Genomic DNA, 14,942 nt, shown 5'->3' on the forward strand with positions numbered 1-14,942 from the left:
GACCGACGGCGGGCCGCGGGTCGAGCGAACGAAGTGAGCGAGATCGTTCGAAACGGCGGAGCCGTTTCGTGGGAACACAACCCTTTTCGACGCCCGGAAGTAGCTAGTGACATGGACGAAGCCGCCGTTCGCGACCGACTCCGGACGGTTGAAGATCCGGAACTCGGCGACGATATTGTCTCACTCGGACTCGTCAACGACATCACCGTCGACGGCGAGCAGGTCGATATCGATCTCGCGCTGGGGGCGCCCTACTCTCCCACCGAGACCGATATCGCCGGCGAGGTGCGCAGACTACTCGAGGACGAGGGTCTCGAGCCGGACCTCTCGGCGAGCGTTCCCGACCGGGACGACGTCGCCAACGAGGACCAGGTGCTGCCGGGCGTCAAGAACGTCATCGCCGTCGCCTCCGGGAAGGGCGGGGTCGGCAAGTCGACGGTCGCCGTCAACCTCGCGGCCGGCCTCTCGCGGCTGGGCGCGACCGTCGGCCTGTTCGACGCCGACGTCTACGGCCCGAACGTGCCGCGGATGGTCGACGCCGACGAGCCGCCGATGGCCACCGAGGACGAGACGCTCGTGCCCCCCGAGAAGTACGGCGTGAAGCTGATGAGCATGGCCTTCCTCACCGGCGAGGACGACCCCGTCATCTGGCGCGGCCCGATGGTCCACAAGGTCATTACCCAGCTCACTGAGGACGTCGAGTGGGGCCATCTCGACTACCTCGTCATCGACCTCCCACCAGGGACCGGCGACACCCAGCTGACGATGCTCCAGACGATGCCCGTCACCGGCGCCGTGATCGTCACGACGCCCCAGGACGTCGCCTTAGACGACGCCCGCAAGGGCCTCGAGATGTTCGCCAAACACGACACCGTCGTGCTCGGTATCGCCGAGAACATGTCGACGTTCGCCTGCCCTGACTGCGGCGGCGAACACGACATCTTCGGCTCCGGTGGCGGCCGGGAGTTCGCCGACGAACACGAGCTGCCGTTCCTGGGCTCGATCCCGCTCGATCCGGCCGTCCGCGAGGGCGGCGACGGCGGGAAACCGACCGTCCTCGAGGACGAGAGCGCCACCGGCGACGCCTTCCGGACGATCACCGAGAACGTCGCGAACAACACCGGGATCGTCCACCGGCGCGGCGTCTCCCAGGCGAGACGGAACGAGGCGGCCTCGGCCGATCGATGACGGCGGACGACGACGCCGGTTCGGCGAACGGAAACACCGGATCGAGCGACGGAACGGACGCTGACGCACCCGAGTTCGAACCCGATCCCGAACGCGTCGCGGCGCTCCGCGACGTCGCCGACGACGTCCGCGGCGAGACCGGCGAGAGCAAACAGCTCGCCAACATCCTCTATCGGACCAGCGACCTCTACGATCCCGACGAGGAGACCACGCCGGAGGAGATCGTCCGCAACGTCAAGTTCATCCTCGAGGTCACCGAGCGCGGCGGCCTCGATCGCTGAACGGCCGCCGAAGCGCATGACTCGGCTGGTCGCCGATGTCGAGTATGTGTTCGTCACGCGCGAGCGATGATTCGGGGACGACTGCCGTACTCGCAGATATCGGACCACCCGTACTATCGTTGACACTGCGACGGAAAACCGCTAGCTGTAGCTACGATGATGTATTTCCCCATTCTGTGGTATCAAATGGTGTCTAAAACCATTTAGGGGTGTCACTTATCCCGCTGGCGGTTGTCGGTAGAGATAGCGATGACCGACGCCACCACACCGATCGAAGCCACGTTCGAGTTGCAGCGCCAGTCGATCAGACAGAGCCAACAGCTGTTCGAGCAGGGCATCGAGTTCCAGGAGAACGCGATGGAATCGTTCCTGCGCAACGGACTCGCGGCCCAGCGAAGCGCCCAGCGGCAGGGAACCGAACTCGCCCGTCGGTTCCTCGACGCCCAGCTCGAGGCCCTCGAGGACGCCGTCGACGAGGACGCCTACGACGTCCGATCGACCGTCGACGACGGGTTCGAAGAGGGGACGGCACAGACCAAGCAGGCGTTCAACGAGGGATTTGATCAGCACGCCGACCTCGTCCAGCGGATGCTTCACGCGCAGTTCGACGCCCTCGAGTCCATCATGGACGGCGACGAGTTCAACGTTCGCTCGGCCGTCAACGACGGATTCGACGAGTTCGAACGGACCCAAGACGAGACCTGGGATGAGTTCGAGGACGGGTTTATCGAGGCGGTCGGCGAACTGACCGACCAGCAACAGCAGGTGCTCGCCGACTCGACGCAGTCGATGCTCGAGGCCCACGAGGAGACCGAACAGCAGACCGTCGAGGGCGTCCGCCGCGCCGAGGAGGCCGCCGAGACGGTCCAGCAGCAGACCGAAGACGTCGCCGACACCGTCCAGCAGTCGACCGAAGCGGTCGCACAGACGGCCCAGGAGTCCACCGAGTCGATCGCGGAGACGAGCCAGCGCAACGCGCAGGATCTGGTCGGCGAGGCCGCCGAAGCGACCGAGGACCTCGCGGTCGAGACGACGGACGCGATCGAAACCGCGACCGAACGGGGCGACAACGCTGAGGAACAGAACCTGCAGTCTCTCGAGGGCGTCGGCCAGACCTACACCGACCGTCTCGCCGAGGCAGGCATCGAGACCATCGCCGACCTCGCCAGAACGGAAGCGACCACCGTCGCAGAGGCCGCGGAGATCTCGCAAGCCCGCGCGGCCGACTGGATTCAGGCCGCCCAGTCCCAGGCGTAGTCGGACAGCCGAGCGCGCTGAAATCGCCGCCGTGACCGTTCGTTTTTCGGGCGACGCTCCGTCGACGTGAGCCGCAGCAGCCGCGTCGTTTTTAGGTCCCTCCCTCGAGACTCGAGTGTGGACGCGAATCAACAGTCTCGGGTGAACCCGTTCGGCATGGACGAGGAGTGTCGGAACTGTCCGGCGCTCTGTGAGACGCGCACGCAGGTCGTCCACGGCTACGGCGACGTCGACGCGGACTTCCTGTTCGTCGGCGAGCGACCGACCGCGAGCGCGGACGCGATCGGCGTCCCGTTCGCCGCGGGGACGGAAGACGGGACCGCGGCCGACGGCGCCGAGTCCGAAACGACGCTCCGGCGAATGCTCGAGCGCCTCGGGCTCTGCGACGCGACGTCGCCGGCGGACGAGCCGGTCCTCGAGAACGTCTACCTGACGAATCTGACTCGCTGTCGCGACCCCGACCGGCGGCCGACCGACGAGGAGATCGGCAACTGCGATCCCTATCTCAACGCCGAAATCCGGATGATCAACCCCGAAATCCTCGTCCCCGTCGGCGAGCGACCGCTGCGGGAACTCGGCGTGGAGTACACGACGACGCCGGCCGACGACCTCGCGCTGCCGGACGACCACGCGCGGCGAATCCGCGGGCGCGGGTTCGAACTCGTACCGATGGTCGATCCCCGCGAGCAGTCCGACGCGCAGACGCAGGCGTGGCTCGAGGAGTTCGTCGATCTGATGGCCTCGGACTACCGCCAGACGAAGGGGCGACGCGAGCGGTAAGCGGTCGACTCGTCACCAGTAGGGGTTGGCGAGCCACTCGCGGGATCGCGCGCCGAGGGCGGCCAGCGCGCCGACCGCGACGACGACGACCGCGAGCATGCCGAGCAGCGGCGCGAGGTAGTCGCCGGACCCGATCAGATTGCTGTCGACGAAGCTCCAGGCGCCGAGCGCCGCCAGCAGGACGACCGTCAGGACGCCGAGTAAGCCGACCGACCCGGGAATCGATCGCGGGAGCGTTTGGTCTTCCATGGCCGATAGCTGTCGGTCCACCACCATAATTCGTCCGCCGCCGGCGCGAGCGGCGGGGGCGCGCTGCCGAAAGCGCCGCGTTCAAGGGTCGCGTCCGCGGAGAGCCGTGTATGATCGTCGTCGTTCCGGTCGATCCGCCTCGAGAGGGTCTCGTCCTGTCGTCGCTCGTCGACGAAACGCCACTGTCGGCCGCCGACGCCGTCGCGCTCTACGAGGCCGCCGTCGCCGACGTCTGCTGGGCCGTCGCCGAGAGCGGCGGCGACCTGCTGGTCAACTACCGCGACGCGGAGACGCTGCCCGACGAGTTCGCCGCCGACGACGCCGACCCCGAAGCCGAGGTCCGCGCGCTCGTCATCGACGCGCTCGGGGAGGACGCCATCGCCGGCGACGGTGACCGCGACGAGGGCGTCCGATTCGAACGTCAGGTCGGCTCGAGTCGCGCCGCGCGAGTCGGCAACACCGTCACGCACCTCCTCGAGCGCGAGGGCGCCGACAGCGTCGGTGTCCTCGAGCCGACGGCCCCGCTGGTTCGGCGCACCGAGATCGACAGCGTGGCGATGTCGGTCCGGCGCCACGAGGTCGTCCTCGGGCCGTCCGACGAGGGACGGACCTACCTCGCCGGCTTCCGGGAGGCGATCGATTTCACCGACGCGTACGCGACGCCGGAGGTGACCACGCTGGCCGCTCGAGCAGCCGACGCGGATTTCGGGGTCGGGTTCGCTCCGATGCTCCCGACCGTCGATACGCCCGCGGGACTGCGCTCGACGCTGACGCTGCTCGAGGCGCGACGCCTCGCGGACCAGCCGGGCAGCGAGGCGACGGCCGCGGTCGTCGACGAACTGGGGCTGGCGGTCGGGGACGACGGCTCGCTCGAGCGATCGTAACCGACAACACTTTTTGAACGTACGGAGAAGGTGACGATGAGGTGGGGTAGCGAAGCGGCCTAACGCGCCTGCCTTGAGAGCAGGTGGCTTCTAGCCTCATGGGTTCGAATCCCATCCCCACCGCCTTCTCGCGAGTACTATACGACGAGCGAAGCGTGGCGCGTAGCGCCACGGAATAGCGAACGGCGAAGCCGTGAGCGAAGCGAGGAGTCTCGCGAGCGAGAAAGCGACACGTTGGGATTCGAATCAGGGAGTGAAGCGAACGGAGTGAGCGGAACGACCGTGGTTCGAATCCCATCCCCACCGTTGCTGTCGCGAACAATCTCGTGAGCGACAGCGAGACGGTTGGATTCGAAGAACGGAACGAGGGAGCGAAGCGACCGGCGTTCCGGTAGTTCGAATCCCATCCCCACCGTCTTCTCAGGAGCATCATACGGCGAGCGAAGCGAGGAGTAGCGCGAGTGAGACGACGACACGCCGAAAGACGAATCGGAACCGGCCACGACTGGCGTCGGTTCGTCGCCTGTACTCGCAGGTGGAACACACACTCGCGTCCGATGTGAACACTCCGCAATGAGCGACGCCGACGACTCCGGACCGGATACGCCCGGAACCGACCAAGAAGAGATCGACGAGGACGCCAGACTCCTCGGCAACGAGCCCGATGAGGAGGCGATCGACGAACCGACCCGAAGCCAGGAGCAGGAGGCCCAGGAGACCTACTGGATGGTCAAAGAGATGGTGGCCATCGGGATCTTCTCGATTCTCGGCGTCATCCTGCTCGGGTTCGGACTGCTGCAGGCGGGGGGACTCGTCGAGATACCGGGCCCGTTCGGCGACTGGATCACGTTCATCGCGCTCGCGGCGCTCCTCGTCGCGGCGTTCGCGTGGACCCAGCGGGGAACGTAAAGCCGTTCGGACCGGTCACGGTCTCGAGGCGTACGCCTCGCCTACGCAGACACGGAGCGCCCGCGGTCGGACGCCGATCTCGACGCGGTCGTACTCGCGGCGCTCCCCGTCGAGACTGAACCGCACCGGGTCGTCCTCGAGAGCGACGACCTCGAGTTCGGACGCCTCGATCGTCGTGACGTGGGGCGTCTCTCGATCGAAGAGTCGCCGTTCGACGGCTTCTGCGATCGCGTCTGTGGGCGGGAGTCGATCGACGACCGTCACCTCGAGCCGTCCGGTTTCGGCGTTCGACGGCTCGTCCGGACCGGTGAATCCTCGAAGGGTGCCGACGAGCAGGCAGAGCGCCTCTCCCTCCCAGATGTACTCCTCGCCGTCGGCGACGGCGTCGACCGCGACCTCGAGGCCGTCGAACTGCCGCGCGGTCTGGACGCCCTCGATCACGAACGCGAGCGTGCCGATCCGCTCTTTGAGCTCCCCGGAGGTGCTCGTGCTCGCCGACGCCGGCAACCCCGCGATGGCCGAGAGCACGAACGGTTCCCCGTCGGCGACGCCGAGGTCTAGTCGTCCCGTGGTCCCTCGTCGCGCGGCCGCGAAGCCGTCGTCGATGCTCTCGATTCCGAGGCCCGACGCGTAGATGTTGGCCGTGCCAGCCGGGATCACCGAGAGGGTCACGTCCTCGAGCGCGTCGGCCGCGACGAGCCCCTGGACGACCTCGTGGATCGTTCCGTCACCGCCGCAAGCCGCGAGGAGGTCGACGCCGTCGGCCGCCGCTGTGGCTGCGAGTTCGGACGCGTGACCGGCCCGCTCGGTCTCGACGACCGAAAAGCCGTGCTCGGCAGCGAGTCGCCGCACTCGCTCCGCGTGATCGGCCTCACCGCTCGTCGGGTTGAGAACGAGACGGTGCGTGCGTTCGGCCGCCCCGCCCGTCGGAGCCCCGCCACGATTGATCACGCCGGTATCGAACGGGATCGACGCTCAAGTACGCTCGGCCGGACTCGGCCGGGCGGCGACGGTTCGCCGCGTCGGTCACCGGCGGTCAGTCGTCGGACGAGCGCGCTCCTTCGACCTGCGCGATGTGACTGAACGTGACGAGACCGAGTCCGCCTATCACGTTTCCGGCCGTCACGACGACGGTCGTCGTTCCCAGCGCGCCGACGCCGATATCGGCGCCGAACCGCATCCCGAAGAAGACGTGGAGAACGGTGACGATGACGTGATCGAAGGGGCCGAGCGCCAGCAGGATGCCGACGATGTACGCCACAGCGATCCGACCGCCGACGCCGTCGACCGCCGCGAGGAGGTGGGAGAGCAACGCCACGAGCGCACCGCCCGCGATGGCGTCCGCGAACACCCCTCTCGGCTCCCGGTGGACGATCTCCTCGGCGACCGTCACCAGCGCCTCGCCCGTTCCGGAGGGTAGCGCGCCGGGAACCGACAGCACGAGCACCATGAGGGCGCCGCCGACGAGATTTAAGGCGAACGTGACGGACCACAGGCGAAGCAGCGGTCCGATCAACCACGAGTCGTCTCGTTCGATCGCCGTCGCGACGGGATCGAAGAAGTTCTCGTTGAACAGCTCCGACCGCCCGACGACCAACATCACGAGGGCGAGGCCGAACGCGAGCGATCCCGGGAGTTTCGCGACGTCACCGGCCCGCGGTTCGACGACCGAGTGGACGATACCGAGCGCCGCGAGGCCGAAGACGATCGTGAACCCGGCGATGAACCCGGTCGAGATCAGTTCGAGCAGCGACTGATCGAGGCGACGCTCTCCCTCTTTGGCCGCGCGATGGAAGATCTCGGAGGGATCGGGCGCGATAGGCATGGACTGACAATCGTTGCATCTGACAGGAGAAATAGGACGTGCCTGCGTCCCCGTACACGTATCACTCGACGGGAACGCCCGGCTACCTCGTCGCTCGAAGCCGGTGTCCCGGGTCGCCGGTCGATCGGTCGAAGCAGGTGCCTCGAGTCGGCGGTCGACCGTCCGCGACGCCCTCGCTCGTCTCGATCGTCTGGGGCCGGGCCCTCCGAACGGACGATCGAGAGCAGAGAGGGGTCGAGTGGTGTTCAAATACTTATAATTTACTGTATGAAATCAATCTTCTCGAGCGATATAAGCTGCTTTCGTAAACGCGCGCGAGCTTTTCAACTCCACCTCGACTATGGGGTGTGATGGCAGAGCACACGCGAACGCTGGACTTCAAGATCGCCTTCGCGATCGGTCTCGGGACGATGATCGCAGCGGGGATCTTCTCGCTGTCCGGGGCCGCCGTCGCGATGATCGGCTCGAGCGCCATCATCGCGTTCGTCATCGCGGCCCTCGTCGCGGGCATTACCGCCGCCAGCTACTCCGAGTTCGCCTCCATCTACTCGGAGAACGGCGGCGGCTACCTGTTCAACTCCCGGACCTTCGAGGAACGGCGGCTGCTGACGTACGGAGTCGGAGCGTCGCTGTTCCTCGGGTACACGGGGACGACCGCCTTTTACCTGGCGACGATGGACGAGTGGTTCGTTCGGTTCATCATTCCCGAGTCGCTGCACTGGCTCCCGCACGGGACCGCCGGCGTGGTGACGGCGGTCCTGCTGGGCGTGCTCAACGTTCGGGGGACCGAGGAGTCCGGGACCTTCCAGTTGCTGGTGACCGGCGCGAAGGTGGCGGTCCTGCTGGCGTTCATCGCCGGGGCGTTCGCCTATCGCGGGCCGGCCACGGCGACGGCGAACTTCGCCGGCCAGTTTCAGGCCGACGCCGTGGGGATCGTCACGGTCGCGGCGCTGGCGTTCATCACGTTCTTCGGGTTCTCGGCTATCGCCGCCAGCGCCGGCGAGATCATCGAACCCCGTCGGACCGTTCCGAGAGCCATCGCCGCCAGCATCGTCACGGTCACGATTCTGTACGCGCTGGTCATCGTCGCCATGACGAACTCGACGGTGCCGCCGGAGATCGTCGCCGAAGAGGGCGAGACGGCGATGGGGCTGGTCGCGGAGGGGTTCCTCGGTCCCCCCGGGCAGGCGCTGATCGTCGCCGGGGCGGTGTTCTCGATGGTGTCGGCCTCGAACGCATCGATCCTGGCCGCCACCGGTATCGGCTCGCTCATGGCCCGGCGCGGCCAGGCCCCTCGCCCGCTCTTTCGCATCCACTCCGACTACGGGACGCCGTTCTGGAGCGTCGTGACCGTCACCGCGACCATCGTGGCGATGATCGTCTTCTTCATCGGGCTGTTCCCCGCGGAGAACGCGCCGCTGGGACTGGACCTCGGGTTGACGGCGCTGACGGGGTTCGCGACGCTGAACCTCCTATTGCCGCTGTCGGTGGTGAACGCGGCGCTGATCGTCCATCGCCGGCGGTTTCCGGACGTCGAACGGGGCTTCCGGGTCCCCGGGGTCCCCGTCGTCCCCGCCCTCGGCATCCTGGCGAACCTCGCACTGATCTACAACCTACCGGTCCGGGGCGTCGTGACGGGGATCGCACTCGTGGCAGTCCTCCTGGTCGCGTACCTCACGTGGGGCGGTGCACCGGAGGTCGAAGAGCTACTCCGAGAGGTCGTGCCAGCCGAGCGCGGCGGGACCGAACCCGCGACCGCTGCGGGCGAGAGCGGATCCGGGGCGAATCCGGCGACCGAGGGCGCGGCCGAGACGTCCGAAGAGTCCGAGACTTCCGGCGAGCGATTCCGCGTACTCGTGCCGATCGCGCGTCCGGAACGGGCCCCGGGATACGTGCGGCTGGCTGCAGCACTCGGCCGGGGTCGCGAGCGCGAGCCGTTCGTACAGGTGCTCAACGTCACCGAGATCCCGGATCAGACGCCCCACGAGGTGGTCGCAGAGACGGCCCAGGGACGCGCCGACCGCATCGCGGACGCCCTCGCCGACGAATCGCTCGACGTCGAGTACTCGGTCGAGGGTCACACCTCCCGAGATGTCGCCTTCGACGTCGTCCAGACCGCCCGAAACGGCGACGCCGACCTGATCCTGATGGGGTATCCCGACGAACACCCGGGGCTCACCGAGGCGGTCGAGTACGATGCTCCGTGTGACGTGGTGTTCGCCGCGGGGTTCGACGACGTCGATCCCGATTCGATAGCGACGGTGACCGTCGGCGCGGGCGGGGGTCCGCACCACCGCGGATCGCTCTCAACGGTCCGATCGCTCATCAAACGAGGGGGCGACGTGCAGGTCGTCTCCGTCACGCCGGGCGACGGAGGCACGCCGGAGGACCCTGCCGACACCGTCGCCGCCCTCGACGGGGTGGACGTCGACGTCACCGAGGTAGCGGCGGCGACGGTCGCCGACGGGCTGGTCGAGGCCGCCGAGACCGACGGCGGCGTCCTCGTCGTCGGTGCGTCTCGCGACCGTCGCCTCAGCCAGTGGGTGTTCGGAAGCACGCCCGACCGGGTGGTCGACCGCGCCGAGGAGGCCGCCGTTCCGGTGCTGGTCTACGCCAGCGCCAGCGGTGTCCCCGGGCGAATCGAGGACTACCTCTTCCCCGTCTACCGGTACCTGCGCAGACGACTTCGCAACGCCGGTATTCGCCCGTTCCGCAGGTTCGATCCGAGTCACGCCGACTGAAGAACCGGAAACCATCCCGTCTGTCCGTCTCCGCCTCGGCTACGTGTCGGAACACCTTCGAGGAACGGAAGACGCGCAATCGCCGAGAGCGGGAGCGAAGTCGCGTGCGCTCACCCCGCGCCGCGGACGACGTGGCTGTACTTCAACAGGCCGACGAACACGCCGCCGCCGACCGCGTTCCCGAGCGTCGAGAGGGCGAGGAACGCGACGTAGTCCGCGAGCGTGACCGACGGTGAGAGGGCGAGGCCGAACAGCACCTCGACGTTCCCGACGATGGAGTGGGGGAGGTGGAGGATGCCGATCGAGGCCGTGACCATCCAGACGATCAGCACGCGGCTCAGCGTCTCCTGTGCGGCGGTGACCAGCCACGCCAGCAGGCCCATCAGCCATCCCGCGAAGATGCCGGCGACGAATAGCCAGCCGAGGCCGTGGTCGACGAGTTTGTGCGCGATCGTCACGAACGCCGCCGGCGAAGCGACGCCGAGGTTCGGCATCAGGGTGACGACGAGCACCGTGAACACCGCGCTGCCGACGACGTTGCTGGCGTAGACCAGCCCCCAGAGTCGCCCCAGTCCGCGGACCGATGCTCGACCGTCGAGGACCGGCATCACCGCCACGGTCGTGTGCTCGGTGAACAGTTCCGAACGGCCGATGATGACGAAGATGAACCCAACCGAGTACGCGCTCGCCAGCAGTAGCTCGGTCTGTAGGTCGCCGTAGCCGCCGGTCGAGAGCGTCAGCATGACCGCCATCAACAGCGGACCGAATCCGATGTCGAGACCCGCCGAAAACCCGGAGAGGACCAGCCCGGTCGTCTCGCGGTAGATCTCGTGTAAGCCGCTGTCGATCAGCGACTCGAGGACCTCCGGCGTCGGGGTCTGTTCGGTGACGATCGAGCCCTCAGGGATCTGCTCGGAACCGGAGTCGACGTTCGAGTCCGCCTTCGACTCCGGGCTGCCGTCGCTCACGGAATCACCACCGAGGACAGACGAGACGTGCGGTCGTTCGGTCGATCCGTCCGCGGTTAATGGTCGGCTCAACGGTCCCCACAGCATTGGATTTGGTGTTTCACGTGTCACTTTCCGTGCCACCGCGACTCGCCCCGTCCAGCGAGCTCGCCGTCGCCGACGTCGTTTCGCCGCTCGAGCAGCTCGCTTGCAGCGAACCGAAGGCGGTCCCGATCGAACGGCCCGTATGGAACTGTGGTCAGCGACCGCGGGACAGCCGTCGCCGATCGATATCCTCTCGACATCGAGTGCCGCGTTCGGCATCGTCGACGCGCTCACCGCGACGTTCGCGATCGGCCTCGCGCTGGTCCACGTCTTCGCCGGGCGACTCCGGTTCCTCGAGGCGATCCCGCGCAGCCGATGGCTCTCGGTCGCGGGCGGGGTCTCGGTTGCGTACATCTTCGTTCACCTCCTGCCGGAGGTCGGCGCCGCCGCGGCCGCCATCGACGAGAGCGGGACGGTCCTCGCTACCGTCGACCGCCACGTCTACCTCGTGACGCTCGCTGGATTCGTCGTTTTCTACGGCCTCGAGCGGTTCGCCGTGATCGGAACCGACGCCGACGACGCGACCGGGACGGAAACCGACGGCGGCGACGAACCCGAACGGTCGCCGGACGACGTCTTCTGGGTCCACGCGAGTTCGTTCGCCGCCTACAACGCGCTCATCGGGTACCTCCTCGTCCACCGCGAGGAGCCCGGCGTCGCGAGCCTGACGTTCTTCTTCGTCGCGATGGCGCTGCACTTCGTCGTGAACGACTTCGGGCTCCGCGAACACCACGGGCGAATCTACCACCGGTACGGCCGGTGGCTGCTCGCGGCGGCGGTGCTCCTCGGCGCCACCGTCGGCTACGTGACGCCCGTGAGCGAGTTCGTTCTCGCGCTCCTCCTGGCCTTCCTCGGCGGCGGCGTCATCCTCAACGTGATCAAAGAGGAGCTCCCCTCGAAGCGTCGCAGCCGGTTCTGGGCCTTCGCCGTCGGCGCCGCCGCGTACACGCTCCTCTTGCTCGCCGCGTAGGTCGAAGGGACGCCGTCGGAGCCGCACCGACCCGTTCGCGGCGACGCTCTGGCTCGGACGCGTGCAGTCGCACGCCGGACGTTTTTGCACGGCGCCGTCGGAGCCGTACTATGTCCGCGCTCCGCGGCTGGGACGGCCGTCGCGCCGTCTGGGTCGGCCTCGGTTTGCTCATCGCCCTCGCGATCGGATTCGCCCTCTATGCCTACGTCGGAACGGTCTTGTTCGCGATCTTCCTCTACTACGCCACGCGACCGTTCTACCGCCTGCTCGATCGACGCCTCGAGCATCCGAACGTGACGGCGACGGTCACGATCCTGGCCGTCGTCGTCCCCATGTTCGTCGTCGTCGGCTACGCGGGACTCGTGGCCCTCCAGGAGCTCGACCGGTTCCTCGCCGCGAGCGATCTCGAGGCCTATCGGTCGGCCCTCCAGCCGTACCTCTCGATCGCTCGAGAGCGGAACCTAGATCGGCTCCGACGACTGCTCACCTCCGATACGGGCCGGTCGATCACCTCGGTCCTTCGTCGGGGCCTTCCCGGGCTCCTCGAGCGGCTCTCGACGATCGCGGGGCTCGTCTTCTCTGTCCTCGCGCGATTTTTCCTCATGCTCACGTTCCTCTTTTACCTGCTGCGCGACGACGAGACGCTCCGACGGTGGTTCGCTCGGAGCGTCGACGGCGACGAGCAGATCGTCTCGTTTCTCGAGGCGGTCGACGACGACCTCGAGACGATCTTCGTCAGCAACCTCGCGATCGTCGGCGTGGCAGCCGCCATCGCCGCCGTCACCTATCTGGCTCTGAATATGGTTGCGTCGGGCGGAGCGGTCGTCGGAACGCCGGTGTTGCTCGCCGTCCTGATCGGGGTCGGGACACTGATTCCCGCGGTCGGCATGAAGATCGTCTACGTCCCGTACGGCCTGTACCTCCTCGGCCTCGCGCTCGCGACGCCGACGCCGATCTGGCAGCCGATCGCGTTCTTCGTCCTCTCGTTTACCGTCGTGGACACGATTCCCGACTTCTTCGCCCGATCGCTGCTCTCGGCGCGCAGCGGCGTCCACATGGGGCTGGTCCTGCTGGGATACTTCCTCGGGACGCTCGCGTTCGGCTGGTACGGGCTCTTCCTCGGCCCGATCGTCGTGGTGCTGGCGGTCCACTTCGCCGATCGAATATTCCCCGACCTCGCGACCGCGCTGCTGGCTCGCTGAGTCGAGCCGGCCGCGACGGCCGTCGAGCGCCGCGCCGTTGCAGCTGTCACCCGCGTAACTATGTGGTCGGCGTCACGAGTGCCGTGTATGATCGCTGCTGCCACTGCGTCCGCAGTCGGTACACGCTCGTCGGCTCGAGGGGCCGGTACGAGCGCGGCCTCCACCTCGAGTCCGCGCGTCCCGATCCCGGACCCGACGCCGACGGACCGCGGGTGTTCGGACCGAGACCGAGGCACCGCTCGAGTCGGGAGGGAACGACGATGGTAGACCTCGTCGTCGACCTCGCGCGGCTGTTGGGAGCGTTCGTACTGGTCGCCCTGAACGGCTTCTTCGTCGCCGCGGAGTTCGCCTACGTCCGCGTTCGCTCGTCGGCCGTCGAACGGGCGGTCGCGGAGGGGAAGACCGGGGCGACGCTCCTGCAGGAGGCCGTCGACAACTTAGACGACTACCTCGCGACCACCCAGCTGGGAATTACCCTCGCCTCGCTGGGGCTGGGGTGGCTGGGCGAACCGGCCGTGGCGGCCCTCCTCGAGCCGGTGCTCGCGCCGGTTCTCCCGGCGAGCCTGCTCCACCTCGTCGCCTTCATCATCGGATTCAGCTTCATCACGTTCTTGCATGTCGTCTTCGGCGAACTCGCGCCGAAGACGATCTCGATCGCCCAGGCCGAACGCGTCGCACTGCTGGTCTCGCCGCTGATGAAGTTCTTCTACTTCATCTTCATCCCCGGGATCATCGTCTTCAACGGGACGGCCAACGCCTTCACGCGACTGATCGGGATTCCGCCGGCCTCGGAGACCGACGAGACGCTCTCCGAGGAGGAGATCCTGACCGTCCTGAGCAGGTCCGGGAACGAGGGCCAGATCGACGCGGAGGAGGTCGAGATGATCGAACAGGTCTTCGAACTCGACGACACGACCGTCCAGGAGGTGATGGTGCCCCGGCCCGACGCCGTGACGATCACCGACGACCTTCCGCTCTCTGACCTTCGCACGCTGATCCTCGAGGAGGGACACACTCGCTATCCGGTGCTCGACCCCGACGGGGACGATCAGGTGATCGGCTTCGTCGACGCCAAGGACGTGCTGCGAGCGGGCGAGTCCGCGGGCGACCTCGCGGACGTGACCGTCGGCGAGGTCACCCGCGAGATGCCCGTCGTGCCGGAGACGACGCCCGTTACCGATCTCCTGGAGCAGTTTCAGGGAGACCGGGCACAGATGGCCGCGGTGATCGACGAGTGGGGCGTTTTCGAGGGAATCGTCACGGTCGAGGACCTCGTCGAGCAGATCGTCGGCGACCTCCGCGACGGGTTCGACGCCGACGAGCCCTCGATCGACCGGCGGGGCGACGGTTCCTACGTCGTCGACGGTGCCGTCACCGTCTCGGACGTCAACGAGCGACTCGACGCCGACTTCGAGTCCGACGAGTTCGGCACGATCGGCGGGCTCGTGCTGGATCGGCTGGGTCGGGCCCCCGACGTCGGCGACCACGTCGAGGTCGACGGCTACGCGCTCGAGGTCGCCGCCGTCGAGGGCGCACGAATCTCCTCGCTGGTCGTTCGCGAGAACCCGAAGGCGGAGGAGACGGCCGAATGAGTCGTCAGTCGT

14 protein-coding genes and 1 tRNA gene are annotated in these 14,942 nt (G+C 67.5%); 11 read left to right on the forward strand and 4 right to left on the reverse strand.

Annotated elements, in window-relative coordinates:
- Positions 1-111 precede the first annotated feature (111 nt).
- The 4 genes from HTUR_RS07715 to HTUR_RS07730 all read left to right on the forward strand — a co-directional run bounded on the left by HTUR_RS07715 (position 112) and on the right by HTUR_RS07730 (position 3,506).
- Positions 112-1,188, forward strand: a complete 1,077-nt coding sequence (locus HTUR_RS07715) for an Mrp/NBP35 family ATP-binding protein (RefSeq protein ID WP_012942759.1) — start codon at positions 112-114, stop codon at positions 1,186-1,188.
- The gene (locus HTUR_RS07720; protein ID WP_012942760.1) at positions 1,185-1,469 is read left to right on the forward strand and encodes a hypothetical protein; all 285 of its coding nucleotides are present in this window, start codon (positions 1,185-1,187) and stop codon (positions 1,467-1,469) included. Before HTUR_RS07715 ends, HTUR_RS07720 begins: the two co-directional genes overlap by 4 nt.
- Before the next feature lie 249 nt (positions 1,470-1,718).
- Positions 1,719-2,726 carry a helix-hairpin-helix domain-containing protein gene (locus HTUR_RS07725; protein WP_012942761.1) on the forward strand — a complete coding sequence of 336 codons (1,008 nt, stop codon included), beginning with the start codon at positions 1,719-1,721 and terminating at the stop codon, positions 2,724-2,726.
- 156 nt (positions 2,727-2,882) lie between these two features.
- Positions 2,883-3,506 (forward strand): uracil-DNA glycosylase, encoded by a 624-nt coding sequence (locus HTUR_RS07730; RefSeq protein ID WP_049941653.1) that lies wholly within the window; start codon positions 2,883-2,885, stop codon positions 3,504-3,506.
- A gap of 12 nt (positions 3,507-3,518) precedes the next feature.
- Here HTUR_RS07730 and HTUR_RS07735 read toward each other — a convergent pair whose 3' ends face one another.
- Positions 3,519-3,755 carry a hypothetical protein gene (locus HTUR_RS07735; protein WP_049941654.1) on the reverse strand — a complete coding sequence of 79 codons (237 nt, stop codon included), beginning with the start codon at positions 3,753-3,755 and terminating at the stop codon, positions 3,519-3,521.
- Positions 3,756-3,865: 110 nt separating this feature from the next.
- On the opposite strand from HTUR_RS07735, the gene HTUR_RS07740 reads away from it, so the two are divergent.
- The 3 genes from HTUR_RS07740 to HTUR_RS07750 all read left to right on the forward strand — a co-directional run bounded on the left by HTUR_RS07740 (position 3,866) and on the right by HTUR_RS07750 (position 5,548).
- Positions 3,866-4,639 carry a hypothetical protein gene (locus HTUR_RS07740; RefSeq protein WP_012942764.1) on the forward strand — a complete coding sequence of 258 codons (774 nt, stop codon included), beginning with the start codon at positions 3,866-3,868 and terminating at the stop codon, positions 4,637-4,639.
- A gap of 40 nt (positions 4,640-4,679) precedes the next feature.
- Positions 4,680-4,762: transfer RNA gene (locus HTUR_RS07745), tRNA-Ser, on the forward strand.
- A 450-nt stretch (positions 4,763-5,212) separates the two neighbouring features.
- Complete coding sequence (locus HTUR_RS07750) at positions 5,213-5,548, forward strand: hypothetical protein (protein WP_012942765.1); 336 nt, start codon at positions 5,213-5,215, stop codon at positions 5,546-5,548.
- Between the two features lie 15 nt (positions 5,549-5,563).
- On the opposite strand, the gene HTUR_RS07755 is transcribed toward HTUR_RS07750, so the two are convergent.
- Both HTUR_RS07755 and HTUR_RS07760 read right to left on the reverse strand, forming a co-directional pair.
- Positions 5,564-6,499, reverse strand: a complete 936-nt coding sequence (locus tag HTUR_RS07755) for a diacylglycerol/lipid kinase family protein (protein WP_012942766.1) — start codon at positions 6,497-6,499, stop codon at positions 5,564-5,566.
- Positions 6,500-6,584: 85 nt separating this feature from the next.
- On the reverse strand, positions 6,585-7,373 hold the full coding sequence (locus HTUR_RS07760) for a formate/nitrite transporter family protein (protein ID WP_012942767.1): 789 nt from the start codon (positions 7,371-7,373) through the stop codon (positions 6,585-6,587).
- 350 nt (positions 7,374-7,723) lie between these two features.
- Between HTUR_RS07760 and HTUR_RS07765 the strand changes: the two genes are divergently transcribed.
- Positions 7,724-10,114, forward strand: a complete 2,391-nt coding sequence (locus HTUR_RS07765; protein WP_012942768.1) for an amino acid permease — start codon at positions 7,724-7,726, stop codon at positions 10,112-10,114.
- Between the two features lie 110 nt (positions 10,115-10,224).
- On the opposite strand, the gene HTUR_RS07770 is transcribed toward HTUR_RS07765, so the two are convergent.
- On the reverse strand, positions 10,225-11,169 hold the full coding sequence (locus HTUR_RS07770) for a formate/nitrite transporter family protein (RefSeq protein ID WP_012942769.1): 945 nt from the start codon (positions 11,167-11,169) through the stop codon (positions 10,225-10,227).
- A gap of 139 nt (positions 11,170-11,308) precedes the next feature.
- Here HTUR_RS07770 and HTUR_RS07775 point away from each other — a divergent pair, with 139 nt between their 5' ends.
- From HTUR_RS07775 to HTUR_RS07785, 3 genes are all read left to right on the forward strand, one after another.
- Positions 11,309-12,136: a membrane protein gene (locus tag HTUR_RS07775; RefSeq protein ID WP_012942770.1), complete on the forward strand. Its 828-nt coding sequence runs from the start codon at positions 11,309-11,311 to the stop codon at positions 12,134-12,136.
- A gap of 110 nt (positions 12,137-12,246) precedes the next feature.
- Positions 12,247-13,338 carry an AI-2E family transporter gene (locus tag HTUR_RS07780; RefSeq protein ID WP_012942771.1) on the forward strand — a complete coding sequence of 364 codons (1,092 nt, stop codon included), beginning with the start codon at positions 12,247-12,249 and terminating at the stop codon, positions 13,336-13,338.
- 260 nt (positions 13,339-13,598) lie between these two features.
- Positions 13,599-14,930, forward strand: coding sequence for a hemolysin family protein (locus tag HTUR_RS07785; RefSeq protein WP_012942772.1), 1,332 nt, complete (start codon positions 13,599-13,601; stop codon positions 14,928-14,930).
- Positions 14,931-14,942: the final 12 nt, after the last annotated feature.

It is taken from the genome of Haloterrigena turkmenica DSM 5511, assembly GCF_000025325.1.
GTDB classification, from domain to species: domain Archaea; phylum Halobacteriota; class Halobacteria; order Halobacteriales; family Natrialbaceae; genus Haloterrigena; species Haloterrigena turkmenica.

Bases quoted from the DNA above. Each gene is read 5' to 3' on its own strand.
- HTUR_RS07750 (WP_012942765.1), top strand. From the start codon at position 5,213: ATGAGCGACGCCGACGACTCCGGACCGGATACGCCCGGAACCGACCAA.
- HTUR_RS07740 (WP_012942764.1), top strand. From the start codon at position 3,866: ATGATCGTCGTCGTTCCGGTCGATCCGCCTCGAGAGGGTCTCGTCCTG.
- HTUR_RS07720 (WP_012942760.1), top strand. From the start codon at position 1,185: ATGACGGCGGACGACGACGCCGGTTCGGCGAACGGAAACACCGGATCG.
- HTUR_RS07785 (WP_012942772.1), top strand. From the start codon at position 13,599: ATGGTAGACCTCGTCGTCGACCTCGCGCGGCTGTTGGGAGCGTTCGTA.
- HTUR_RS07725 (WP_012942761.1), top strand. From the start codon at position 1,719: ATGACCGACGCCACCACACCGATCGAAGCCACGTTCGAGTTGCAGCGC.
- HTUR_RS07760 (WP_012942767.1), bottom strand. From the start codon at position 7,373: ATGCCTATCGCGCCCGATCCCTCCGAGATCTTCCATCGCGCGGCCAAA.
- HTUR_RS07715 (WP_012942759.1), top strand. From the start codon at position 112: ATGGACGAAGCCGCCGTTCGCGACCGACTCCGGACGGTTGAAGATCCG.
- HTUR_RS07775 (WP_012942770.1), top strand. From the start codon at position 11,309: ATGGAACTGTGGTCAGCGACCGCGGGACAGCCGTCGCCGATCGATATC.
- HTUR_RS07765 (WP_012942768.1), top strand. From the start codon at position 7,724: ATGGCAGAGCACACGCGAACGCTGGACTTCAAGATCGCCTTCGCGATC.
- HTUR_RS07770 (WP_012942769.1), bottom strand. From the start codon at position 11,169: ATGCTGTGGGGACCGTTGAGCCGACCATTAACCGCGGACGGATCGACC.
- HTUR_RS07730 (WP_049941653.1), top strand. From the start codon at position 2,883: ATGGACGAGGAGTGTCGGAACTGTCCGGCGCTCTGTGAGACGCGCACG.
- HTUR_RS07735 (WP_049941654.1), bottom strand. From the start codon at position 3,755: ATGGAAGACCAAACGCTCCCGCGATCGATTCCCGGGTCGGTCGGCTTA.
- HTUR_RS07780 (WP_012942771.1), top strand. From the start codon at position 12,247: ATGTCCGCGCTCCGCGGCTGGGACGGCCGTCGCGCCGTCTGGGTCGGC.